Origin of the sequence: Paraburkholderia sp. GAS206C (genome assembly GCF_050435645.1) — a bacterium.
In the GTDB taxonomy this organism is placed as follows: Bacteria; Pseudomonadota; Gammaproteobacteria; order Burkholderiales; family Burkholderiaceae; genus Paraburkholderia; species Paraburkholderia phenazinium_B.
In genome coordinates this window covers 384048-406153 of record NZ_JBNDKR010000008.1, presented here as the reverse complement: position 1 = coordinate 406153, position 22106 = coordinate 384048, and the positions used below count along the sequence as shown (strand labels likewise).

The window sequence follows — 22106 nt, the reverse complement described above, 5'->3', positions numbered from 1 at the left end:
AAAATGAGTGAGACAACCAATCAGTCGACTGGTCCTCTAAGCGGACTCACCGTAGTCGATGTCGGGATGCTGTTTGCCGGGCCGCTGGTGGGCACATTGCTCGCCGATCTGGGCGCGACGGTGATCAAGGTTGAGCATCCAAAAGGCGACGAGGTGCGTCGTGTGGGCCGGTTTCGCGAAGGCGAGCCGCTGTGGTGGCGAGTCACCGCACGCAACAAGCAACTGGCGGCGGTGGATATTCGCACCGAAGCCGGCCGCCGTGTCCTGCTTCGTCTGATAGACCAGGCAGACATTCTGGTTGAGAACTTCAGGCCGGGCCGGATGGCTGAGTGGGGTTTCCGTTACGACGACCTGGCCAGTACCAATCCCGGTTTGATCATGCTGCATATCAGCGGATATGGCCAGACCGGTCCCTATCGCGAGCGTCCTGGCATGGGTACGCTGGCTGAGGCATTCAGCGGTTTTGCCCATACGATTGGTCCGTCGGATGCGCCGCCGTCTTTGCCGATGTTTCCGATTGCCGACGGTGTAGCGGCGATCACAGGCGCCTATGCAGTGCTTGCCGCACTTCATGCGCGTAGCCGGGACGGCCGCGGCGATGAGATTGATCTGAGCCTCTACGAGCCGATGCTGTCGCTCATGGGCGCGATGATTATCGACTACGATCAACTGCAATATATCGCCACGCGTCACGGCAATCGCTCGAACTGGAGCGTGCCGCGCAACGCTTACCTGACCCGCGACAATCGCTGGGTGGCCGTGTCCAGCGCGGCCAATTCGGTGGCCAAACGATTGTTCTGCGCGATCGGCCGCCCGGATCTTGCAGACGATCCTGGTCTCGCGACCAACCCGCAGCGCGTCAAGCGCATCGAAGAGTGCGACGGTGCGATTGCACGCTGGGTGGCAGAGCGCACGCAAGAAGAAGTGCTGGCGACTTTCCGGGCTGCGGAGGTCGTGGCGGGGCCGATTTGCGACGTTGAGCAGATTTTTGCGGACCCTCACGTTCGCGAGCGCGGAACGTTGGCAACGATGCAGGACCCTGTGCTTGGCGAAGTTCGCATCCAGGATGTCGTACCGAAATTTTCGCGAAATCGCGCACAGATGCGCTGGCTGGGCAAGCTCAGCGTCGGCGAGGACACAGCTGCGATTCTGGCAAGACTTGGTTATTCGGATGAAGAAATCGAAGCGCTGGCGTCAAGTGGGGCGGTTCACATAGGAGCAGAACCTGCGGTGTCCGGTGGCGCCGCGCGATAACTGCAAGAACAGGAATTGTGATTCAATCACTCAAAAACGACCATGAACCTTGGAATTGAAGGCCGGACCGCCCTTGTGTTGGGCTCTGGAGGCGGACTTGGGCGCGCAATTGCCCTCAGGCTGGCGGAGAACGGCGTACGCTGCCTGCTGGGTGACGTTCACCAGCCAAGCGTCGATGAGACGGCGCGGCTGATTGCGGAGAAGGGTGGCGCTAGTCATACCGTCGTGTGGAATCTGGGAGAGCCGGGCGCGTTCGATGCGCGATACGCCGACCTGCCCGATGGCTTTCGCAACATCGATATCCTCGTGAACAACACAGGTGGCCCTCCACCGACGCTCGTTTCGGGCCAGCCGGCCGAGTCCTGGGAGAGGCACTTCCGCGAGATGGTGCTATCGGTGATAGAGCTCACTGATCGTCTGTTGCCTGGGATGCGTGAGCGAAAGTGGGGGAGAGTCGTGACCAGCGCTTCGTCAGGTGTGATCGCGCCGATTCCAAACCTCGGCCTCTCCAATTCGCTGCGCTCGACGCTCGTCGGTTGGTCGAAGACCCTGGCACGCGAAGTCGCGCCTGACGGAATCACCTGCAATATGATCGTTCCGGGGCGCATCGCTACGCGCCGGATTGTCGAGCTGGACGAAGCCAAAGCGAAGCGCGAGGGCATCAGCCCGGAGGCGGTCGCAGCGGCAAGCACTGCAACCATTCCGATGAAGCGCTATGGAAGGCCAGACGAATATGCGGACTGCGTCGCTTTCCTTGCCAGCGAGAGGGCGGCGTACATCACAGGGTCCGTGATTCGCGTGGATGGCGGAATGCTGGCTAACGTCTGAGCAGGCCGTCGAAAACAAAGTTGTGCTACAGGCGGACGATAATTCATGAAGGCCGGCACTGGGTGTCGGCCTTCTCTTTTCCAGAGGAATATCACATGACATTCGACAGCAATGCCCGCGAGCAGCTCCAGCAGATTTCAACCGGCACAATCACGACCATCCTGTTCAAGCACGGCCTGCGCAATGTCTGGACGCGCGGGCCGCGCCATCAGTTCGGCAAGGCGCCCCGGGTGGCTGGTCCTGCTTTCACGATGCGCTTCATCGCCTATCGGGAAGACCTGTGTACGCCGAGTGCATGGAGTTCGCCAAAGTCGACCCGAGCCTGTGTTGAGGCCATGCCTGACGGGTCCATCGCAGTGGTCGAGGCGGGTGGACGTCTGGATGCGGGGGCCGCAGGCGATATCCTGTGCGCCCGTATGCAGGCTCGTGGCGTGCAGGCGCTCCTGACTGACGGCGCCGTCCGCGACGCGGTGGGGATACGCTCGTTGGACTTCGATGTGTGGGCAGCGGGTATCGCGGCGCCCCCTGCCGTTTCGTTCATGCATTTTGTGGGCTGGCAGGAGCCGGTCACCTGCGGCGGTGTCGCCGTGCTGCCTGACGATATTATCGTCGCCGACGATGATGGCGCTGTTGTGATTCCGGCTGCGCTCGTCGATGAAGTGGTCCGGGTGGGTGTCGAACAGGAACGTCAGGAAGCCTGGATTCTCGGGGAAGTGCAGAAAGGCGGAGCGCTTGCCGGCCTTTATCCAATGAGCGAGGAAACGCGTCGCCGCTATGAGACGGGAAACCCTTAAAGGGGCAACTTGTTGCTGTTGGGAGAGCTTCTGTATGCAGGTCATAAAAGGAGGCGGACTAGCAGAAAGGGATGACAATCGCTTACGATAGGCAAACATGCTAATGAGAGGGAGACACCGCCAGTATGCGTAGAGTGCTACCGCCGCTCAACCCGCTTCGCTCATTCGAGGCGGCCGCGCGCCACCTGAGCTTCACGCTTGCCGCCAAGGAGTTGAGTGTGAGCCAGGTTGCCGTCAGCCGCCAGGTTGCGGTACTTGAAGAATATCTCGAGGTTGCGCTGTTCGAGCGTGGAGCGCGTTCGCTTCAGTTGACCGCGGAGGGCGCCCGGTTGATGTCCGGCCTGACCGTCGCGTTTTCCGAGCTCGAACGGGCGGTCTCGCAGGTCAGCATGCGCGGGCGTCGCAACGTCGTTTCGGTGCAGTGCTATACGACTTTCGCTCAATGGTGGCTAATCCCTCGACTTGCGGCGTTTCGCAAGGCGTATCCAGAGATCGAGGTGCGGCTGACGGCCTCACTTGAACCGGTAAACTTTGCCCGGCAGAACCTGGATGCAGTCATTGCCTCGGCGCCTGGTGATCCGGACACGCAGATCAGCGAGTTTCTCACGCCGTGTCACCTGCTCCCAGTGTGCAGTCCCGCGCTACTGGCGGACGTCAGCGAACCCCTTACTGTCGAGGACGTGGGGCGCTTCACCATGTTGCACTCGCTGTCGCGCCCACGCGCGTGGGATGACTGGGTCGACAGTGCCGGATGCAAGTCGGTCGCCACCATCCGGGGACTGAGGTTCGAAAATTCGGCAATGGCCTTTGATGCCGCTTTGGGTGGCATGGGTGTGGCCATGGGCATTCAGGAACTTGTGCAGCATCATTTGGACTCTGGCAAGCTTCTCGCGCCGTTCGGACATGTGTACCGAAGCCCAGGGGGCTACTACATCGTCCGTCCGTCCAATCGCCCCATCTCTGCTGCTACGGACTCCTTCCTGCAATGGTTGCTCAAACAGGCCCAACCACTGCGCTAACCGCTATGCGCTGAGGGCCGCCCGAAGACGACTAACTTTTGGTCTGGCATGGGCGCCCATATTCTTTGTTGTACCCGCATGACACAGTCGGTAGATTTCTTGCACATGGACAGCTATTCCACACAAGAGGTTGCAAGACATGCCAAGACTGACTGAAGAAATCCGCAACATGATCGGGGTCGAGACAGAGGTTCAGCGTTGCTGCGATGTCGTCGAACGCGGTGCCGTTCGACGCTATGCTCAAGCAGTGATGGACCCGGACCCAGTTTATATGGACCCGGAGTACACGGCAGCGACGCGCTACAGGACGCCGGTAGCACCGCCGCTCTTTCCCTCGGCGATGCTGCGCTTGCCGTTTGGCGGCAAGGACCTTCTGCATGAACGGGCGACCGATCCTGACTTCGATGGCGTTGTCGGATCGTCCAGCTTCGGATTGCCGCCGCTTCCTCTTATCAATAGTCCTATTGTCAATGGCGGTACCGAGGTCGAGTTCATTCGTTACGTGAACCACGGCGAAGAAATCTTCCTCGTCGCCCGCTATAAAAACATCACAGAGCGAGAAACCAAGGCGGGGTGGGCGATATTCGTGCAATACGAATGCGACTTTGTCGACCGCGACCATCAACTCGTGTTGCGTTATCGGCGCGTGCAAATTCGCCGATAACATTGACAGGCTTCCGGTTATCCCGGTCTTTAGTCAAACTTCAAAGCGCATTCAGTCGGGCTTATGACCGCCGCGAAGATTTGCCACGTATAGTCAGTCCAGGCCGGGTGACGCCCGATCTGACTCGCGCTCGATCAATTTGCGGCGGCGATCGCCGGCCAGCCTGTAGAAGATAAGGAAACCAAAATGAAGACGTGGTTTATCACTGGAACCTCAACGGGTTTCGGGCGATTGTTGACCGAAAAGCTTCTGGAAAATGGCGATCGCGTTGCTGCGACGCTTCGCAAACCGGAACAGCTCGACGGTCTACGCGAACGTTATGGCGACAGGCTCTGGGTCTCGGCTTTGGATGTCACGGATAGCCGAAAGATTTACGAGGTTGTCGATGCCGCTTTCAAGGCGCTCGGACGCATCGATGTTGTAGTCAACAATGCTGGATACGCGGCCTTCGGCGCGGTCGAGGAATTGTCCGAGGAGCAGATCCGGCGTCAACTCGAAACCAATGTAATAGGATCAATCCTCGTAACCCGCGCGGTCATTCCGCATTTGCGGGTGCAGGGGGGAGGCCGCATCCTGCAGTTGTCTTCGATGGGTGGACAGATTGCGCTTCCTGGCTTGTGTCTTTATCACGCGTCCAAATGGGCGATCGAGGGTTTCTTTGAATCGGTGATTCAGGATATCGCATCGTTCAATATTGAAGCGACCCTCGTAGAACCTGCCGGCGCTCACACTAACTTTATCAGCAGCTTCGACAATGCGGAGCCGCTCGACGTGTATGCAGACACGATCGTGGGGGAACGACGCCGCGCTCTGGCATCGCCGAATTACAAACTGCCGCTTTCACCTAAAAAAGCGGTTGATGTGATGATTTCGAGTGTTGAGTTGTCGCCTGCACCTAAGAGGCTAGCACTTGGCAGCGGCGCTTATAACCTCATGCACATGGGTCTCAGCGAACGCCTTGCGACGCTCGAATCGCAGCGGGAGATGGCGTTCGCTGCAGACTACGATGAGTGACAAAGGGGCGTCCGGGTTGCACGCCCCCCCCTCGACGCACGCTGTCGTGTGAATCACTCTGACGGGCGAAGCAACTGGACGAAGACGGGGTAATAGTCCTCGCCGTATCCCGCATCTCGCGACCGTTCAAGTAATTGCTGCGTGTTTTGCGCCAGACCGGCGTCGACATGAGCTTCGTCGGCAAGCTGGATTGCGTGGCCGACGTCTTTGAGCGCGTATAGCGTGGAAAAAGTCCGAGGAGGAAATTTTCCCGTCAAGAGATGATTCATGCCTTGTGCGTGCAGGGCTTTGCAGTCGGCCGAGCCCTTGCCAAACGCATCGAAAAGCACTTTCCCGTCGACGCCGAGAGACTCTCCAATGGCGAGCGCCTCGGCGAGCGCATGAACCTGCTGAAGCACGACCTTGTTATTGAGGATCTTCACGATTTGGCCGTGACCTACGTCGCCGCAGAAAATGATATCGGTGCCCATTGTCGAGAGTAATGGTGTGACCGCGTCGAAGACTTCCCGCGCCGCGCCGACCATGAACGCCAGCGTACCCGCTCGTGCGCCTTGCCTTCCGCGGGCAATCGGCGCATCGATCCACGTGATTCCGAGGTCACGACAGCGGGCTGCAGCGTCGCGAGTGAAAGCAACCGACGTGGTCCCACAGTCCACAATGACCTTCACGCGTGAGGATCGCTGCGTTATGCCATCGCTACCGAAGCAGGCTGCCTCGACCTGTTTGTCGCTCGCGAGGCAAATGAATACCAGCTCGCATTCGCCGGCCAGCTCTGCAATTGAGGCGCTAGCTGCCACCCCTGCTTCGGCGAGCCGTTGCAGTGGTTCTGGGCGAAGGTCATATCCGAGTACGGGCATTCCTACCCGCGTGGCGAGATTCAGGCACATTGCCTCGCCCATCACGCCGAGACCGATGAAACCCAATTTCTCAACTGCAATACTATTGACCTGCACTGCCATTTTCTTCATTCCCGTCCGTTCGCGGTGATAGATGTAGAGAGGTCTCCTGATGTTGTGTAGAGCCGTCTCTACGTACCTGGACGAATCTAGCACCAGACCCGCTTCGTCGCGCCCAACATTTACCTGGTCCATGAGTCCCTTCGACGTTTGTCATTGACAGCGCGCTGGCAGGCGCGAAGGTTCGACCAACAAATTGTTCTGCGTATGGCACTGATTTGTTAATTGCCCTCGAGGGATGCCGCGGATAGATTGAGTGGCAATGTGATGAGCTTGCGAGGCAGCATAAAAAGTGCTGGCAGCGATCTAATAAAAACCTCAGGAGACGACATGGACAGCAGAAAGAAGTGGGTCATCGCGGCGATGCTGTTTATTGGAGGCGGCATCAGCTATCTGGACCGGGCCGCGCTATCGGTTCTTGCACCGCTGGTCGTGCTTGATCTCAAGCTGGACCCCGCGAGCCTCGGCGTGGTGTTTAGCGTGTTCTTTGTCGGATACGCGTTTTGTTGCATGGCTGGGGGGATGGCGGCCGACCGGTTCGGGCCGCGCAAAGTGATCGTTTGTACGATGCTGACCTGGTCGCTCTTTTGCGGCCTCACAGGCGTCGCCACATCGTTTGCCTCGTTGCTGGTGATCCGTCTGTTCTTTGGCATGGCAGAAGGCCCGTTTCTCAGTACCTCTAGCAAAATTATCTGCAACTGGTTCCCCGTCACTCAACGTTCGACCGGCATTTCGATCGCGATGTCGGGGACGACACTGGGCGGAGCGATCGCGGGGCCGATCGCCGGGTACCTGGCGTTCTCGCACGGATGGCGAGTCTCGTTTTCGATCATCGCATTGTTTGGCGTGGTCTGGACGGTAGGGTTCATGTTTGTCGCGAAGGACAAGCCCGATCGCAGCCCGGTGAGCGAACAGGACGCAGTGGACGCCAGGAGAATAGACGGAACGACCAGCGCAAAGACGGTTCTCTCGTACCTGGCCAACCCCGCCGTGCTCGCAACGGCTGTCGGCTACTTTGGCTTTGCCTACCTGCTGTATTTCTTCCTCAGCTGGTTTCCGTCGTATCTGACGATGGAGCGCCACCTCAGTCTGAAGGACATGAGTGCGGTCTCGGTGATTCCATGGGTGATGGGCTTCTTCGGATACATGGGGGGCGGCCTGATCACTGATGCGCTATGCCGCAAAACAGGTCGCGCGCTTTACGCTCGCAAGGTTGTGCTCGTCACCAGCCTTCTCATTGCCGGAATTTGCGTGGCCCTTGCAGGGTGTGCTCTAACGGCGACGATGGCAGCCGGCCTGATGGGCTTCTCCGTATTCTTTCTTTATGTGTCGGCGAATTGCTACTTCGCGATCATTCTTGACATGGTCGAAGCATCGCGTGTCGGTGCAGTGGGTGGCTTCATTCACATGATCGCGAATTTTGCCGGTGTGCTCGCACCGGTGATCACGGGCTTTATCGTTCAGGCAACGGGTTCATTCACCAGTGCGTTCCTGCTCGCGGGCGGCGTTGCTCTGGTCGGATCGGTTAGCGTTGCAGTCCTCGTTCCGCGGGGCCCGAAGGCAAGAGAGTTCCATGCGACGACTCAGCCGGTGCGAACCTAAAGAATGGCAACCGGGGATTCTTCGAATTCCCTTAAAAACTTGGGTAGATAACATGACGACGATGAATCCCGTAGTAGAAGCGGTTCTTGGCTCTCTTGAAGGGAAGGTGAAGAAGTTACTGATCGGTAACGCGTGGGTCCATGCGCAAGCCGGCCGCAGCTTCGAAACGCGCAATCCGGCCACGGGCGAGCTGCTTTGCCGCGTCTCCGAGGGTGACGCCGACGACATCGATCTGGCAGTCGCTGCGGCACGCAGGACCTTTGAAGGCCCGTGGCGAACGTTCAAGCCGAATCAGCGCCAAAATCTGTTGCTCAAGCTCGCAGAGCTGGTCGATCAGAACTACGAAGAGTTGTGCGTACTCGATACGCTCGATATGGGCGTACCCATGCGACGCACCCTCGGCAACCGGCATCGCGTGGTCAGCACGATTCGCTACTATGCCAGCCAGGCGATGTCGATCCACGGCGAGACCATCGAGAATTCGCTCGAGGGTGAATATTTTACCTGCTCGTTGAAGGAGCCCGTCGGTGTCGTCGGCGCGATCATTCCGTGGAACAGCCCGTTGTACCAGACGTTGAAGAAAATCGCCGTATGCGCGGCCGCTGGTTGCACGATGGTGCTCAAGCCGGCAGAGGAGGCGCCGTTGACGCCGCTGCGGCTCGCCGAGCTTTGCCTCGAAGCCGGTTTTCCGCCGGGCTTTCTTAACGTGGTCACAGGCTTTGGCGCCACGGCTGGCGGCCGCCTCGCCGCACATCCCGATGTCGACAAGGTTGCGTTCACCGGTTCGCACGTCACGGGTCAAAAGATCATCCAGGCATCCGCGGGCAACGTGAAGCGGCTTTCCATGGAGCTCGGCGGCAAGTCGCCGAACATCGTCTTTGCCGATGCCGACCTCGACAAGGCGGTGCCCGGCGCGGCTATGGCCGTCTTCAACAATGCTGGCCAGATTTGCTGCGCTGGCACGCGGATGTACGTCGAGCGATCGATTTACGAGGAGTTCGTTGCGCGCGTCGCTGACTTCGGGAACAACCTGCGGGTGGGTAACGGTCTGGATCCGGACACCGAAATGGGTCCGCTCGTTTCGCAAGCGCAACTGGAGCGCGTGACAGGCTACCTGAAGCGTGGCCATGAAGAGGGCGCCATCGCAGCGTCAGGAGGCGGCCGGCTGACTAAGGGTGCCTTCGGTCAGGGCTTCTTCGTGGCGCCGACGGTTTTCAGTCAGGTTTCGGACAGCATGACGATTGCGCGCGAGGAAATCTTTGGCCCGGTCATTTCGGCCATCGCCTTCGATGAAATCGACGACGTGGTGCGGCGCGCAAACGACACGATATTTGGACTCGGCGGCGGCGTGTGGACGCGCGACATCGGGAAGGCGCACAAAATCGCGCGCCGTATCCGGGCAGGCACCGTCTGGGTGAATACCTACAACGTCCTTGATCCCGCCGTTCCCTTTGGTGGTTACAAAATGAGCGGCTACGGACGAGAGGGCGGCATACATCATGTGGACGAGTTTCTGCAGACCAAAGCACTCATCCTGAACACCGACTGATACCGCGAGCGCGCTGAAAAGTAAGGTCTGTTTGTGGCTAACTTCTGTTTGGTCTCGCGGGCCGCTATTGTAAGTTGTTGCTACACAGCGTAGTGACTAATCTATGTGAAAGCCGGGGCGCCTTTCGACGACGGAAATGCGACGGCTCCCATACAAGATCAAGCGAGGAGACAAGATGCAAAACCGGTTTGGCTGGGTGATGGTGGTGATGCTCTTCGTGGCGGGGGGCATAAGCTTCCTGGATCGTGCCGCGTTATCGATCGTGGCTCCGATGATCATGCGCGACCTGAAGCTGACCGCGTCTAGCCTGGGTGTCATTTTTAGCGCGTTCTTTGTTGGCTACTCGCTGCTATGTTTCCTCGGCGGAATGGCGGCTGATCGCTTCGGCCCGAAACGTGTCCTGCTTTGCGCCATGGTGTTGTGGTCGCTCTTCTGTGGCCTGACTGCGGTCGCGAGCACATTTGTTGCCCTTCTGGTGATCCGGGTTCTGTTCGGCATGGCCGAAGGGCCGTTTCTCTCCAACGCAAACAAGCTCATCGGCAACTGGATTCCGATAAGACGCCGAGCAATGGCGATTTCAGTTGCGCAGTCGGGCACGACGCTCGGTGGAGCGATTGCGGGGCCGATCGTGGGGGCGATCGCGCTGTCGTACGGCTGGAAAGTATCGTTTGTTGCCATCGCCGCCATTGGCCTGCTGTGGGTCACGGGCTGGCTTCTGATCGGCAAGGACGCACCCGCTGCGCTAACGGTCGCAGCCCACAACGACCATGCGGCTGTGCGCGCAAGTGGTACTAAAGCACGTTCGCTAGGCAGCTACCTGCGCCAGCCGGCGGTGTTGGCGATCGCGTTTGCCTTTTTCGGTTTCGGATACCTGCTGTATTTCTTTCTCAGCTGGTTCCCGTCTTATCTGACGATGGAGCGGCACCTCAGCATCAAGGACATGAGCATCGTATCGGTCTTCCCGTGGCTGATGGGGTTCGTAGGCTACATCGCGGGCGGCGCTGTTTCCGACTGGGTGTTGGCGATCACCGGGCGCGCGGTGTTTGCCAGAAAGATCGTGCTGGTTGTCTGTCTTCTCGCCGCAGCAGTCTGTGTGGCCCTGGCCGGCTATGCAACTGCGGTCTGGTCCGCCGCAGGATTGATGGGTGCTTCGATTCTCTTCCTTTACATGTCGGCCAATAGCTACTGGGCCCTCATCCTGGACATGATCGAAGATGCGAGGGTCGGCGCCGTAGGCGGCTATGTTCATATGTTCGGCAATTTCGCTGGAGTCGCCGCCCCCGCGGTGACCGGATTCATCGTGCAGGAGACAGGATCGTTCAGGAGTGCTTTCGCACTGGCGGGTGGGATCGCGTTGTCGGGGTCGATCTGCATTGCGTTGTTCGTGCGGCAGCCACCCGCTAAACGCGAAGTCATGCCGCACAGCGAACCGCAGCAAGGTATGGAAATGAACTCAGGCTCGGGCCTGGCTAACTGACGGAGAGGCAAGTGGAAGGCATTGTATTTCTCGGCGACAAGAAGCTCACGCTCATGAATTTTCCGGACCCGACACCGGGTCCGGATGAGGTTGTGCTGGAAATGAAGGCATCTGGCATGTGCGGCAGCGATCTGGTGGCATACCGTAAGGCTCCGGGCGAAGCATTCAGCAATGGCATGCCGACGCCCGAGGGTCCGGTTATCGCCGGTCACGAGCCGTGCGGCATCGTCGCTGCGGTCGGCAAGAGCGTCGATCCGCGTCAGGCGAAAGTCGGCGACCGTGTGATGGTGCACCACTACTCAGGTTGCCGGGCATGCGAGCACTGCTTTACCGGTTGGCCACAGCTTTGCCAGCGCGTGCCGATCGCGGCATACGGATCGAGCGATCATGGCGGCCATGCTCCGTATATGAAAGTGCCCGCGCACACTTGCGTCGTTCTGCCTGAAGCGCTGAGCTTTCGCGCCGGCGCTGCGATCTCATGTGGTACCGGGACAGCCTATGCGGCTCTCGAACGGCTCAAGGTCTCGGGCCGCGACACCGTCGTCATCTTCGGGCAGGGCCCGGTTGGCCTGTCTGCCACGCAGCTTGCAACCATTATGGGCGCGCGGGTGATCGCGCTCGATACTAATGACGAACGACTTGCCCGAGCGTTGGACTTCGGTGCAAAGGAACTGATCAATCCTCTGAAAGAAGACCCCATTGATCGCGTCAAGGAGCTGACTCACGGGCGTGGCGCGGATTTTTCGATCGATACGTCGGCCTCGCCGCTCGCGCGGGCTGGCGCGGTGCGCTGCACGAAGGTGTGGGGGAGCGCGTGCTTCGTCGGATCCGGCGGCCAGGTGACGCTTAACGTCGGGCCCGACATGCTGCGAAAACAGATGACGGTGTTCGGTCACTGGACGTTCTCGACCGTGGGCCAGGCCGAATGCGCCGAGTTCGTTGCGGACCACGGCGTGGACGTTGACGCGATTTTCACGAACGACTACGCACTAACGGATGCTCGATCGGCTTACGAACTGTTCGAAGCAGGCAAGACGGGTAAGGGCGTTTTCCTCATGTAATGATCAGCGCCCGGCAAGATTCGAGCATCGGGCGCGCGCAAGCTGCAATGGAGAAACATTTAGATGACCACCAATCCGACATTCAACGCGAATCCGGCATTTCTCGACGGTCGCGTGAAGAAACTGCTGATCGACGGTCGCTGGGTCGAGGCGAAAGCAGGGCGTAGTTTTGAAACGACTAATCCGGCCACGGGCGAAGTGCTGGCACGTGTAGCCGAAGGTGACGCGCAGGACATCGATCTCGCGGTTGCAGCCGCGCGCCGCGCCTTCGAAGGTCCGTGGCGAAACTTCAAGCCGAACCAGCGTCAGAATCTGATCCTGAAACTGGCCGACCTGGTGTCGCAGCATTACGAAGAATTGTGCGTGCTCGATACGCTCGACATGGGCATGCCAATTGGGCGCAGCATCAAGAATCGCGAGCGTGTCGTCGGCTCGATCCGTTATTACGCCGCACAGGCGATGTCAATTCACGGCGAGACAATCGAGAATTCCCTGGATGGGGAGTTCTTCACTTGCGCGCTGAAGGAACCTATCGGTGTAGTGGGCGCGATCATTCCTTGGAATAGCCCGCTCTTTGCCACTGTCAAGAAGATCAGCGTCGCGCTGGCGGCTGGATGTACCCTGGTGCTCAAGCCTGCGGAGGAAGCGCCGCTTACACCGCTGCGAGTCGGTGATTTGTGTCTCGAAGCGGGTATCCCCCCGGGCGTCGTCAATATCGTGCCGGGCTTCGGCGAGACAGCTGGCGCGCGTCTGTCGGCTCATCCGGACGTCGACAAGATTGCGTTTACTGGCTCGCACGTTACGGGACAGAAGATCATTCAGGCTTCGGCTGGCAACGTGAAGAGCCTTTCGATGGAACTTGGCGGCAAGTCGCCGAACATTATTTTCGCCGACGCGAACCTCGACAAGGCAGTACCGGGCGCTGCCATGGCGACGTTCAACAACGCCGGCCAGATTTGCTGCGCTGGCACGCGTATGTTCGTCGAACGTTCGATCTACGAAGAATTCGTGGCGCGGGTTGCCGAGTTCGGCGCCAACATGCGAGTGGGCAACGGGCTCGACCTGGACACGCAGATGGGTCCGCTCGTCTCGACAGAACAATTGACGCGGGTCACCGAGTATCTGGCTATCGGAGCGCGGGAAGGCGCCGAGGCCGTAACCGGTGGACAACGGCTGACCGCAGGCGCTTATAGCAAAGGTAACTTCGTACCGCCAACCGTGTTCCGCAACGTGAGCGATAACATGCGTATTGCGCGTGAAGAGATCTTTGGCCCGGTTATCAGCGCCATTGCATTCGACACGATCGATGAAGTCGTGCAGCGTGCGAACGACACGATCTTTGGCCTGGGCGGGGGCGTGTGGACCACCGACGTAGGCAAGGCCCACAAGGTCGCTCGACGTATCCGCTCCGGCACCGTGTGGGTCAACGCGTACAACGTGATGGATCCATCGGTTCCGTTTGGCGGCTACAAGATGAGTGGCTATGGGCGTGAGGGCGGCGTGCATCATGTGGATGAATATCTGCAGACCAAGGCGCTGATCCTCAACACCGATTGATCGCGAGCGAAACGATATACGGGAGCCTATGCCGCTCCCGCGTTACCGGAGATGTCTGTTGAATCCAGACTACGTGATTGTCGGCGGAGGCACTGCCGGCTGTCTGCTTGCAGCCCGGCTTACCGAGAATCCGGCGATCAATGTCACGTTGATCGAAGCAGGCCCGAAGAACAGCAACATCTGGTTTAGGGTTCCCGCTGGCTATGGCCGACTGTTCCAGATGGGTGGCTATCATTGGCGGTTCAGCACGGATGCAGAACGGGAACTCAATGGGCGTTCGTTAGCGTGGCCTCGTGGCCGCGTTCTTGGGGGCTCCGGCGAAGTCAACGGAATGGTTTTTCTGCGCGGTTCGTCGCAGGACTTTGACCGGTGGGCCGCGACCTGCGGATCAGGCTGGTCCTATAAGGCTGTTCTCCCAGCGTTCCGGCGCCTGGAGAGCTGGGAGGGCGGGGAGAGTGCAACCCGCGGCGGTTCCGGTCCGATTCATGTGCGGGACCAGGCAAGCCTTTCCCTAGGTGCACAAGCCTTTATCGAAGCGTGTGAGTCGCTCGGGATGCCACGTAATCCGGACATGAACAGTGGCCAGATACTGGGCGTTGGGCCGGCACAGATCAATATTGGCCGGGCCTTTCGATCCAGTACCGCGCGCGCGTATCTGGCACCGGCGATGTCGCGCGAAAATCTCCGCGTCATCACGGACGCGACCGTTACAAAGGTGACTTTCTCCGGCAGGCGCGCGACGGGCGTCGAGGGTCATCGTGCAGATGGAATGCCGTTCAGCATCGAGGCATCGCAGCGCGTCATTCTGTGTGCTGGTGCCATTGGGTCTGCGCAACTTCTGCTTGCCTCCGGCGTGGGGCCGGCAGAACATCTTCGACAAGTGGGTGTTGAGGTAATTGCCGATTCGCCCGAGGTGGGGTCAAACCTCCAGGATCACTTTGTCACCCGGTTCGCATTCCTGACGAAACGGGCGGGAACGTTAAACGAGATCATGGCTAGCCCGCTGCGCAAGGCGGGTATGGTGCTGCAATATGTGCTTTCGCAAAACGGTCCGTTGATCCGCAGCGTGACAGAGGCGACGCTCTTTGCGCGGACGTCGCCGTCGAGTGTCGAAGCAGATGCGCAGTATCACTTTACCAATTTTTATATCGATGGAAAGAACTATATCCTGGCGAAACGACCAGGCTTCATGTTCAGTTTCAATCAGTGTCGGCCGCAGAGTCGCGGAACGATTCGCCTGGCGACGCCGAACATGCTGGATGCCCCCAGAATCCAGCCCAACTATCTGAGTGCCGAACCGGACCGACAGGCCGTCGTCGCGGCGGCCAGGCTGGGACAACAGATTCGCTGGACACAGCCATTTTCGTCGTATGTGCAGTCAGCCAGTTTCCCCGATGACAAGCGCTGTTCAGATGACGAACTATTGGAGTTCGCCAGGGCAAACGGCACGACGGTTTACCATCCCGCGGGAACCTGTCGAATGGGATCCGATGGCAGATCGGTCGTCGACCCAGGATTGTCGGTGCGCAATGTTGGCGGTCTTTCTGTCGTTGACGCCTCGGTCATGCCGTCGTTACCCTCGGCGAACCCGCAAGCCGCAACCATGATGATCGCCGAGCGTTGGCTCGAATTGCACGCCCGGAGCCCTTAGACGATCGGTACACGAAGGGTTTAGCACGTACTCCTGCTATGCAGCGCTGGTAACATGCTGTCGATTATCGGGGCTCGAATCTTGCCCGAAGATAAAGAACTGGATCGGCGCAGCAGGAGTCAGGAATGCAGCAAAACCAGCTTGATGGAATCGTGACCTTCATTGCCGTTGCGCAGGAGAAGAGCTTTTCGCTGGCAGCGGCCAAGCTCGGTGTGTCTCCGTCGGCGGTCAGTCAATCTGTCCGGAGTCTGGAGGGGCGGGTCGGCGTGGTGCTGTTTAGCAGAAACACACGGGGCGTCAGTCTGACGGAGAGCGGCGAACGCTATTTCAATAGTGTTCTGCCGGCAGTGAGGGCGTTGTCGCTAGCATCCGAAGAGCTTGGAGCCTCGTCTGGCAAAGCGGCCGGCACGTTGCGCCTGAACATGGCGCGCGCCGGCTACATGACCATTCTGAAACCTGTACTGCGGCGCTTTATCGACAGCTACCCCGAAATCTCAATCGAGATCTGTATCGACGGTTCACTGACAAATATTGTCGACCTGGGCTTTGATGCCGGAATTCGTTTCGGGAATCTCGTTCAAAAGGATATGGTTGCGGTGCGTGTTGGCCCACAAATAGCTGCCCATGTGATCGCTTCGCAGGAGTATCTGTCGCGCAAGGGGGTACCGGCGCATCCGCGTGATCTTATCAACCACGAGTGCATCGGTTTCAGGAACTTGACGTCAGGGCAGGTGGAGCGCTGGAAGTTTGTCAAAGATGAAGAGGAACTCGAGATTGCGGTTCCGGCCAAGCTCATAGTGAACGATTCGGCTGTATTGGTGCAGTGTGCGGTCGATGGGATCGGTGTTGCTTACATGATCAATGGATACATCGAAGGACTCGTTCACACAGGACGGCTTGTCCGGGTCCTCGATGACTGGAGTCCAGTGTTGCCGGGCTTCACGCTGTACTATCCGGACCGTCGTTCTGTTGCGCCCAAGCTGCGGGCGTTTATTGATTTTCTGCGGACCGATTCCCGACTGAATGGTCCGGATCAGGAGTGGCTTTTCAATACTTCGCAATCCGAACAATAAATTGTGATGGCGGCGCACGGATGCCAAACGTATACCCCTATAACAGGACTTGATAGCAGGATCACAAAGGTTTATTGGTGCGACCGCCTCCACAATCATAGAATTGAGTCGTTCCTGATGAGAACGCTGTATAAAAACTAATTGGAGACTATCGTGAACGGATTGAAATCTGCAGCGCTACCCTTTCTCTTGGGTGTCGAATGGCTGAGTGCCAGCTCCCTGTTCGATTCAAACACCTTTGCCAACAGCACCCGCTAACTCGCCCTTTAAGGTGCTTCGGCACTCGCCTCGTTGATACTGTGCATCGAGATTGACCAGACGATTCTGCTGAAATGAATCCGAGCTGGGTCGATAAGAAGCGTGAATTGTTAGTTATACGAAGCGAGTCATCAAAGCCTCTGTAGATTGGGCTAAATACATGCAACCTGGCGATACGCACTTCATGAAAAAGATTCTTACTCTCGTGGCAAGCTCAGTGGTGACGACCTCGGTATTCGCACAAAGCTCGGTTACTCTATATGGGACCATGGACAATGGCTTTGCCTTTAGCAATAATCAATCGGGCAAGCACGACTATCAACTGATGCAAGGCGGCCTTGGAAGCAGTAAGTGGGGTCTGCTGATCAAGGAAGATCTGGGCGGCGGTTACAGCACAGTCGCGCGGATCGAGAACGGTTTCGATACCAATACAGGCAAGTTGAGCAACGGTGGGCGCCTTTTTGGACGTCAGGCATACGTCGGCGTGAGCGGACCGTTTGGTAGCGTGCTGCTGGGTCGTCAATATGATCTGGTCGCGGACGCTTTGCTCCCAGCTGCTTCGTCGCTCAACTTCGCGGGTATCTGGGGATCGCACCTGACCGATGTCGACAATATCTGGTGCAGCTATTCCTTTAGCAACTCGATCAAATACATCTCTCCCACGTTCGCGGGGCTGCGCGGGGCGGTTCTGTTCAGCCCGGGGGGAGTGCCGGGAGATTTTTCGTCCGGGAAGAAGGAGTCGGCCAGCCTGACCTACAGCTATCACTCATTCGACACTAACGTGGTGTTTTCGAGGGTCAACGATCCGGCGACTTCGATCTACGACGCCGTGACGCAACCGGTAGCCGGCAGTTCGTTCACCAATCCCATTACCTCGCCTGCATTCGCCGGTTATGCGTCTGCGCGAAGCCTGCAGGTCATCGGGGCAGGAATGGACTATAAGTTTCTGGGTGCCACAGTCGGCGCGGAGTACACGAACACGAGGTTCCAGGATGTGGTGCAAACGTCAAGCACACCGTTTTCCGGTACCGCGACTTTCAATACGTTCGATCTGAATGTGAGCTACCTCATCACCCCTGCGGTGCAAGTGGGCGCGGGCTACACATACAGCAAGGCTGAAACCGCCAAATACGGCCAGGTCAACCTTGGGGCGCAGTATTACCTGTCGAAGCGAACGCTGCTTTATCTCGTCGGTTCCTGGCAACATGCGATCGGAACGGACTCAACAGGTGAGACGGCGGTCGCTCAAATCTACGGCCTTTCGCCGTCGTCGACCGGGAACCAGGCTGCACTGCGGGTAGGCTTCCGGCACAACTTCTAGGACTGGTGTGTTTGCGCCGGGAGACGAACGAGCCTGACGCCGTCCTCAGACCCGTCCGCGCCACGCGACGAAGGCAACACCAGCAATCGCCATCAGTCCACCGGCGATGGTCGTCAGCGCGGGGTGCTCGCCAGTCAAAAAGATCGATAGCGCGATCGCGATCGCGGGTACCAGATACAGGAAATTGGACGCCCGCGCCGCACCGAAGTGGCCCAGGGCAATCGTCCACGTCGCGTAACCGAGCGCGGCCGGGAAGACGCCGAGCACGAGCACAGCACCCAAGGTTCCTGCCGATGCTGAAGGTGCCGCAAGTGCGCTCATGGCGCCCGGCAACCACGGCGACAGCAGCAATGCGCCGGCGAGCAGCGTATAGGCGGTGCTTGCGAGCGGTCCGTAGACCGGAATCAGGCGGCGCTGCAACACGAAATATGCTGAGGATGCCAAAGCAGCGAGCAGGATCAGTGTTGCGCCGCTGCCGGGCGCGAGGCGGCCGGGTTGTCCACATGCAATCAGACCGATGCCTGTAAAGCTGAACACCGAGCCGAGCCAACCCCATCGATTGAGTTTTTCGCGCAGGAAAACCGTCGCCAGAATGGCGGTGAAGATAGGCGAGGTACTCATGATGAAGGCCGCTGCGCCTGGCGCAACGGTCAGTTCGGCGGTGTTCAGAAGCGCGTTATAGCTTGCGATGCCGAGGAAGCCGGACAGGACAAAGAGCAGTGAATCGCGCAACGACGGCCGCTTCGGACGCGCGTAAATCAACCATCCCACGACCAGCACCGCTGCTGTCGCGAAGCGCGCGGCCGCGAGTTGCATCGGCGTGAGCCCTTGCAGACCAAGCCGGATGAAAGGAAAGGCCGCGGCCCACGACAGGATTGTGAAAGCTACGGCGGCAGCTGCCCGAATCGAATTCGGCGTGCTCGGCATGCTCAGTGAAGCGGACGTATTCATGGCGGTTCCCGGTAATGGAATTCGGCTGAAATCCCTTACCCAAATTGTCCGCGACGGCGTCGCGCGTGATAAGTGAGGCTGGCGGCGATAGAGAATCCGGGATTACCGGACAATGACGAAGTCCGCACGCCGTAACTTCTGGTAACAGGGCGCCGCCCGATGATGTGGTTTCGTCATTGAAACGACGCAGTAAACGTCGCATGCTGGCGATGTTGTTAAATGGCGCGCGCGCATGGGTCCCTTTCTTGCGCGGCCGTACATCAAAACATCGACCTATATACGGGGAACATCATGTCCATTTCCAGCGTTGCCTCCTCTGTCAGTTCCGCCCAAAGCATCAGCAGCAAGCCGGCTGCACAGCAGACATCTGAACCGAAGCGCACACATGGCGGCGGCCACCACGGCCATAAGGTCGCGACGGACGCAGGGTTGAGCACGTCGTCCGCGGGTAGCGGATCGTCGACCTCGACCGCCGTGAACAGCATCCTGGGCGGCAACATCAATACGACCGCCTGATAGCACCCAGGTCGCTCAGCCAACCCGGCATCGGGCCGGTTGGCCAGAGCTGCGCCTAGCGAGGCTGCTTGATAAATGCCTCGAACGCCGCTGCGTGGTCAGGATGCCACCGCGACAGCGCAGGACGGTTCTCGACGATATCGCCGGCTGCCCAAAGAATGCGCCGCTCGTCGAGCGCTCGCGGCACGTCGTTGTCCGGGCAGAGAATGTAAAAGTCGCCGGCTTCCAGACGCTCCAACATGAACTCGACGGTTTGCTCCGGCGTCCACGCGGCGGCCGGTTTCTCGCCGCGGCCGTGACGTGTCAGTTCCGTGAACACAAAGCCAGGAATCAGCAGGTGAGCGCTGAGCTGGCAGCCCGCGGTATTGCGCAGTTCGTGCTGCAATGCTTCGGTGAACGCCTTAAGCCCAGCCTTCGCAACGTTGTAGGCCGGATCGCCGGGCGGCGTGGTGATGCCTTGCTTCGAACCGGTATTGATCACGAGACCCGGGCGACCACGTTTGATCATCTCCGGTACGAACACCTGGGTGCCGTGGATCACGCCCCACAGATTGACGCCAAGCACGCGCTCCCAGTTTTCGGCGGGCCCGAACATTTTGCTGCCCGGCTGAATACCCGCGTTGTTCATCAACACGTCCACACCGCCGAATCGTTCGACGACGGCATCGTGCAAGCGCTGCACGTCGGCGACGACGCTCACGTCGGTTTCGAGTGCGAAGACATCCTGTTTGCCGTTCGCGCTCAGCGCAGCGATTTCCTCCACTGCTTGCGCGATGCGCTCAGCGCCGAGATCGGCGATACAGACACGCAGGCCGAGTTGTGCGAAGCGTTTGGCCGCAGCAAGGCCGATGCCGGCAGCGCCGCCAGTGATCACGGCGACTGCGCCGGGAGTGAGAGCAGAATGAGTCATCGGAATCCTCGCTGGTGCAGGAATCGTGGCGTCAACCAAGGGCCGCGATTTCGATCGGTTCGAACAGGGGAGCTGATGATCCTAGCATGATCGATTGTTTTGCGTGGCCGTCGTGCCTGGCGCAAGGCACAGCCATTCTCGCGAGGCATCGCAGGTTGCTCAGCCGGTGGGACGCAAATTTTTTTATCTACTGAATCTTCGAAAACATCCTTTCCGTGCTGTCGTGAGCTTGTAATAATTTCCCATTCGCCAGCGGCGCGAGACCGAGGCTGCAATGAAGGAGACAAGCGATGAACTGGTACGCGTCGTTTAGCAAAGCGGAGCGCACGACCTTCCATTCCGCCTTCACGGGCTGGGTGCTCGACGCTTTTGACTTTATGGTGTTCACCTTTGTCGTCACCTCCTTGATGACGTTGTGGGGCGTCGGCAAGGGCGAGATCGGCTTGCTAAGCACGGTGAGTCTGCTTTGCTCCGCCGCCGGAGGATGGGTGGGCGGCATCCTTGCGGACCGGTTCGGCCGCGTCAAGGTGCTGCAATGGATCATCGTCTGGTTCTCGGTGTTCACCTTCCTGATTGGCTGGTCACAGAACGTAGAACAACTGTTTGTCCTGCGCGCGTTGCAGGGATTTGGATTTGGCGGCGAGTGGGCCGTGGGCGCCGTATTGATTGGTGAGATCGTTCGGCCGGAGCATCGCGGCAAAACTGTCGGCGTGGTGCAAAGCGGCTGGGCGATTGGCTGGGGCCTCGCCGCCATTCTCTACACGGTGGCGTTCTCTGTCCTCCCCGAAGCGCTGGCCTGGCGCAGCATGTTCTGGGTTGGGCTTGCTCCGGCATTGCTGGTGTTTTATATCCGCAGGCATGTGGCGGAACCTGAGAGCTTCAATAAAGCGCAGCAGATCATGCGCTCGAGCGCGAGACGCCCCTCGTTTCTGCAGATCTTTGCACCCGGGATCCTGCGCACAACGGTATGTTCGTCGCTGATGTGCTCCGGCCTGCAAGGCGGATACTATGCGATCGCCACCTGGATTCCCACCTTTCTGCGGATGGACAGGCACCTGTCGGTGATCGGCACCGGCGGCTACCTGGCTGTGCTGATTACCGGATCGTTTATCGGCTACGCAAGCGGCGGCTATATCTCGGACCGGATCGGCCGGCGCGGCAATATGCTGCTTTTCGCATTCCTGTCTGCGGTCATCACGATCGCCTATACGAAGGTCAACTTCAGCAATTCACAAATGCTCTACCTTGGATTCCCGCTCGGATTTTGTGCGTCGGGAATCTTCGGCGGAGTCGGTGCGCATCTCACGGAGCTGTTTCCCGCTGCGCTTCGCGCGAACGGCCAGGGTTTTGCCTACAATTTCGGCCGCGGTATCGGCGCCTTGTTTCCGGCCCTCGTCGGCCTCCTGAGTGCGAAGACCGGACTGGGAAACGCGATTTGCATTCTCGCCGTTATCGCTAACGCGGCCGTATTTGTGACGGTGTTGGCGTTACCTGAGACGCGAGGACGACGGCTCGACGATGCCGATCATCTGATCCCCGCCCAGCAGCCGGAATCGACCTCTGAGAAGTCTCTGCCGCACGGGACGTGAGCCACGCGGGACATGCTTCGTCTTTAAGCCTGCTTCGGAGCCGCACGCGTTATGGCCGCGCG

The 22106-nt window shown here is 59.1% G+C and carries 19 protein-coding genes; 16 read left to right on the top strand and 3 right to left on the bottom strand.

Features of this window, described 5'->3' with window-relative positions; all coding sequences use genetic code 11:
- Positions 1-3 precede the first annotated feature (3 nt).
- The 6 genes from P3T20_RS23960 (at position 4) to P3T20_RS23935 (ending at position 5573) form a co-directional block, all read left to right on the top strand.
- Positions 4-1254 (top strand): CaiB/BaiF CoA transferase family protein, encoded by a 1251-nt coding sequence (locus P3T20_RS23960; RefSeq protein ID WP_429288068.1) that lies wholly within the window; start codon positions 4-6, stop codon positions 1252-1254.
- 42 nt (positions 1255-1296) lie between these two features.
- Positions 1297-2082: an SDR family oxidoreductase gene (locus tag P3T20_RS23955; RefSeq protein WP_429288067.1), complete on the top strand. Its 786-nt coding sequence runs from the start codon at positions 1297-1299 to the stop codon at positions 2080-2082.
- 95 nt (positions 2083-2177) lie between these two features.
- Positions 2178-2876: a ribonuclease activity regulator RraA gene (locus tag P3T20_RS23950; RefSeq protein ID WP_429288066.1), complete on the top strand. Its 699-nt coding sequence runs from the start codon at positions 2178-2180 to the stop codon at positions 2874-2876.
- 125 nt (positions 2877-3001) lie between these two features.
- Positions 3002-3895, top strand: a complete 894-nt coding sequence (locus tag P3T20_RS23945) for a LysR substrate-binding domain-containing protein (protein WP_429288065.1) — start codon at positions 3002-3004, stop codon at positions 3893-3895.
- Between the two features lie 169 nt (positions 3896-4064).
- The gene (locus tag P3T20_RS23940) at positions 4065-4559 is read left to right on the top strand and encodes an FAS1-like dehydratase domain-containing protein (RefSeq protein ID WP_429288064.1); all 495 of its coding nucleotides are present in this window, start codon (positions 4065-4067) and stop codon (positions 4557-4559) included.
- A gap of 186 nt (positions 4560-4745) precedes the next feature.
- Complete coding sequence (locus tag P3T20_RS23935) at positions 4746-5573, top strand: SDR family oxidoreductase (RefSeq protein ID WP_429288063.1); 828 nt, start codon at positions 4746-4748, stop codon at positions 5571-5573.
- A gap of 53 nt (positions 5574-5626) precedes the next feature.
- Here the strand turns inward: P3T20_RS23935 and P3T20_RS23930 are convergent, their stop codons facing one another.
- Entirely contained in the window at positions 5627-6664 is a 1038-nt protein-coding gene (locus P3T20_RS23930) for an NAD(P)-dependent oxidoreductase (protein WP_429288062.1), read from the bottom strand.
- Between the two features lie 195 nt (positions 6665-6859).
- Between P3T20_RS23930 and P3T20_RS23925 the strand changes: the two genes are divergently transcribed.
- The 8 genes from P3T20_RS23925 to P3T20_RS23890 all read left to right on the top strand — a co-directional run bounded on the left by P3T20_RS23925 (position 6860) and on the right by P3T20_RS23890 (position 18078).
- A complete protein-coding gene (locus P3T20_RS23925) occupies positions 6860-8131 on the top strand; it encodes an MFS transporter (RefSeq protein ID WP_429288061.1) in 1272 nt (423 codons plus the stop codon).
- A gap of 61 nt (positions 8132-8192) precedes the next feature.
- On the top strand, positions 8193-9680 hold the full coding sequence (locus P3T20_RS23920; RefSeq protein WP_429288060.1) for an aldehyde dehydrogenase family protein: 1488 nt from the start codon (positions 8193-8195) through the stop codon (positions 9678-9680).
- 175 nt (positions 9681-9855) lie between these two features.
- Complete coding sequence (locus tag P3T20_RS23915; RefSeq protein ID WP_429288059.1) at positions 9856-11157, top strand: MFS transporter; 1302 nt, start codon at positions 9856-9858, stop codon at positions 11155-11157.
- Between the two features lie 11 nt (positions 11158-11168).
- The gene (locus P3T20_RS23910; protein WP_429288058.1) at positions 11169-12218 is read left to right on the top strand and encodes a zinc-dependent alcohol dehydrogenase family protein; all 1050 of its coding nucleotides are present in this window, start codon (positions 11169-11171) and stop codon (positions 12216-12218) included.
- Positions 12219-12281: 63 nt separating this feature from the next.
- On the top strand, positions 12282-13775 hold the full coding sequence (locus P3T20_RS23905) for an aldehyde dehydrogenase family protein (protein ID WP_429288057.1): 1494 nt from the start codon (positions 12282-12284) through the stop codon (positions 13773-13775).
- A gap of 58 nt (positions 13776-13833) precedes the next feature.
- Positions 13834-15426 carry a GMC family oxidoreductase gene (locus P3T20_RS23900; RefSeq protein WP_429288056.1) on the top strand — a complete coding sequence of 531 codons (1593 nt, stop codon included), beginning with the start codon at positions 13834-13836 and terminating at the stop codon, positions 15424-15426.
- A gap of 125 nt (positions 15427-15551) precedes the next feature.
- The gene (locus tag P3T20_RS23895) at positions 15552-16499 is read left to right on the top strand and encodes a LysR substrate-binding domain-containing protein (protein ID WP_429288055.1); all 948 of its coding nucleotides are present in this window, start codon (positions 15552-15554) and stop codon (positions 16497-16499) included.
- Positions 16500-16941: 442 nt separating this feature from the next.
- Positions 16942-18078 carry a porin gene (locus tag P3T20_RS23890; protein WP_429288054.1) on the top strand — a complete coding sequence of 379 codons (1137 nt, stop codon included), beginning with the start codon at positions 16942-16944 and terminating at the stop codon, positions 18076-18078.
- 45 nt (positions 18079-18123) lie between these two features.
- Here P3T20_RS23890 and P3T20_RS23885 read toward each other — a convergent pair whose 3' ends face one another.
- Positions 18124-19029, bottom strand: a complete 906-nt coding sequence (locus tag P3T20_RS23885) for a DMT family transporter (protein WP_429288053.1) — start codon at positions 19027-19029, stop codon at positions 18124-18126.
- A gap of 291 nt (positions 19030-19320) precedes the next feature.
- Here P3T20_RS23885 and P3T20_RS23880 point away from each other — a divergent pair, with 291 nt between their 5' ends.
- On the top strand, positions 19321-19545 hold the full coding sequence (locus tag P3T20_RS23880; protein ID WP_429288052.1) for a hypothetical protein: 225 nt from the start codon (positions 19321-19323) through the stop codon (positions 19543-19545).
- Positions 19546-19600: 55 nt separating this feature from the next.
- On the opposite strand, the gene P3T20_RS23875 is transcribed toward P3T20_RS23880, so the two are convergent.
- On the bottom strand, positions 19601-20455 hold the full coding sequence (locus P3T20_RS23875) for an SDR family NAD(P)-dependent oxidoreductase (protein ID WP_074267684.1): 855 nt from the start codon (positions 20453-20455) through the stop codon (positions 19601-19603).
- 290 nt (positions 20456-20745) lie between these two features.
- Here P3T20_RS23875 and P3T20_RS23870 point away from each other — a divergent pair, with 290 nt between their 5' ends.
- Positions 20746-22044, top strand: a complete 1299-nt coding sequence (locus P3T20_RS23870; RefSeq protein ID WP_074267685.1) for an MFS transporter — start codon at positions 20746-20748, stop codon at positions 22042-22044.
- Positions 22045-22106: the final 62 nt, after the last annotated feature.

What these genes read in the sequence shown, in the direction of transcription:
- P3T20_RS23925 (WP_429288061.1), top strand. Translation starts at nt 6,860, where the DNA reads ATGGACAGCAGAAAGAAGTGGGTCATCGCGGCGATGCTGTTTATTGGA.
- P3T20_RS23945 (WP_429288065.1), top strand. Translation starts at nt 3,002, where the DNA reads ATGCGTAGAGTGCTACCGCCGCTCAACCCGCTTCGCTCATTCGAGGCG.
- P3T20_RS23960 (WP_429288068.1), top strand. Translation starts at nt 4, where the DNA reads ATGAGTGAGACAACCAATCAGTCGACTGGTCCTCTAAGCGGACTCACC.
- P3T20_RS23885 (WP_429288053.1), bottom strand. Translation starts at nt 19,029, where the DNA reads ATGAATACGTCCGCTTCACTGAGCATGCCGAGCACGCCGAATTCGATT.
- P3T20_RS23915 (WP_429288059.1), top strand. Translation starts at nt 9,856, where the DNA reads ATGCAAAACCGGTTTGGCTGGGTGATGGTGGTGATGCTCTTCGTGGCG.
- P3T20_RS23955 (WP_429288067.1), top strand. Translation starts at nt 1,297, where the DNA reads ATGAACCTTGGAATTGAAGGCCGGACCGCCCTTGTGTTGGGCTCTGGA.
- P3T20_RS23895 (WP_429288055.1), top strand. Translation starts at nt 15,552, where the DNA reads ATGCAGCAAAACCAGCTTGATGGAATCGTGACCTTCATTGCCGTTGCG.
- P3T20_RS23875 (WP_074267684.1), bottom strand. Translation starts at nt 20,455, where the DNA reads ATGACTCATTCTGCTCTCACTCCCGGCGCAGTCGCCGTGATCACTGGC.
- P3T20_RS23920 (WP_429288060.1), top strand. Translation starts at nt 8,193, where the DNA reads ATGAATCCCGTAGTAGAAGCGGTTCTTGGCTCTCTTGAAGGGAAGGTG.
- P3T20_RS23940 (WP_429288064.1), top strand. Translation starts at nt 4,065, where the DNA reads ATGATCGGGGTCGAGACAGAGGTTCAGCGTTGCTGCGATGTCGTCGAA.
- P3T20_RS23870 (WP_074267685.1), top strand. Translation starts at nt 20,746, where the DNA reads ATGAACTGGTACGCGTCGTTTAGCAAAGCGGAGCGCACGACCTTCCAT.
- P3T20_RS23905 (WP_429288057.1), top strand. Translation starts at nt 12,282, where the DNA reads ATGACCACCAATCCGACATTCAACGCGAATCCGGCATTTCTCGACGGT.
- P3T20_RS23950 (WP_429288066.1), top strand. Translation starts at nt 2,178, where the DNA reads ATGACATTCGACAGCAATGCCCGCGAGCAGCTCCAGCAGATTTCAACC.
- P3T20_RS23930 (WP_429288062.1), bottom strand. Translation starts at nt 6,664, where the DNA reads ATGGACCAGGTAAATGTTGGGCGCGACGAAGCGGGTCTGGTGCTAGAT.
- P3T20_RS23890 (WP_429288054.1), top strand. Translation starts at nt 16,942, where the DNA reads ATGAAAAAGATTCTTACTCTCGTGGCAAGCTCAGTGGTGACGACCTCG.
- P3T20_RS23880 (WP_429288052.1), top strand. Translation starts at nt 19,321, where the DNA reads ATGTCCATTTCCAGCGTTGCCTCCTCTGTCAGTTCCGCCCAAAGCATC.
- P3T20_RS23935 (WP_429288063.1), top strand. Translation starts at nt 4,746, where the DNA reads ATGAAGACGTGGTTTATCACTGGAACCTCAACGGGTTTCGGGCGATTG.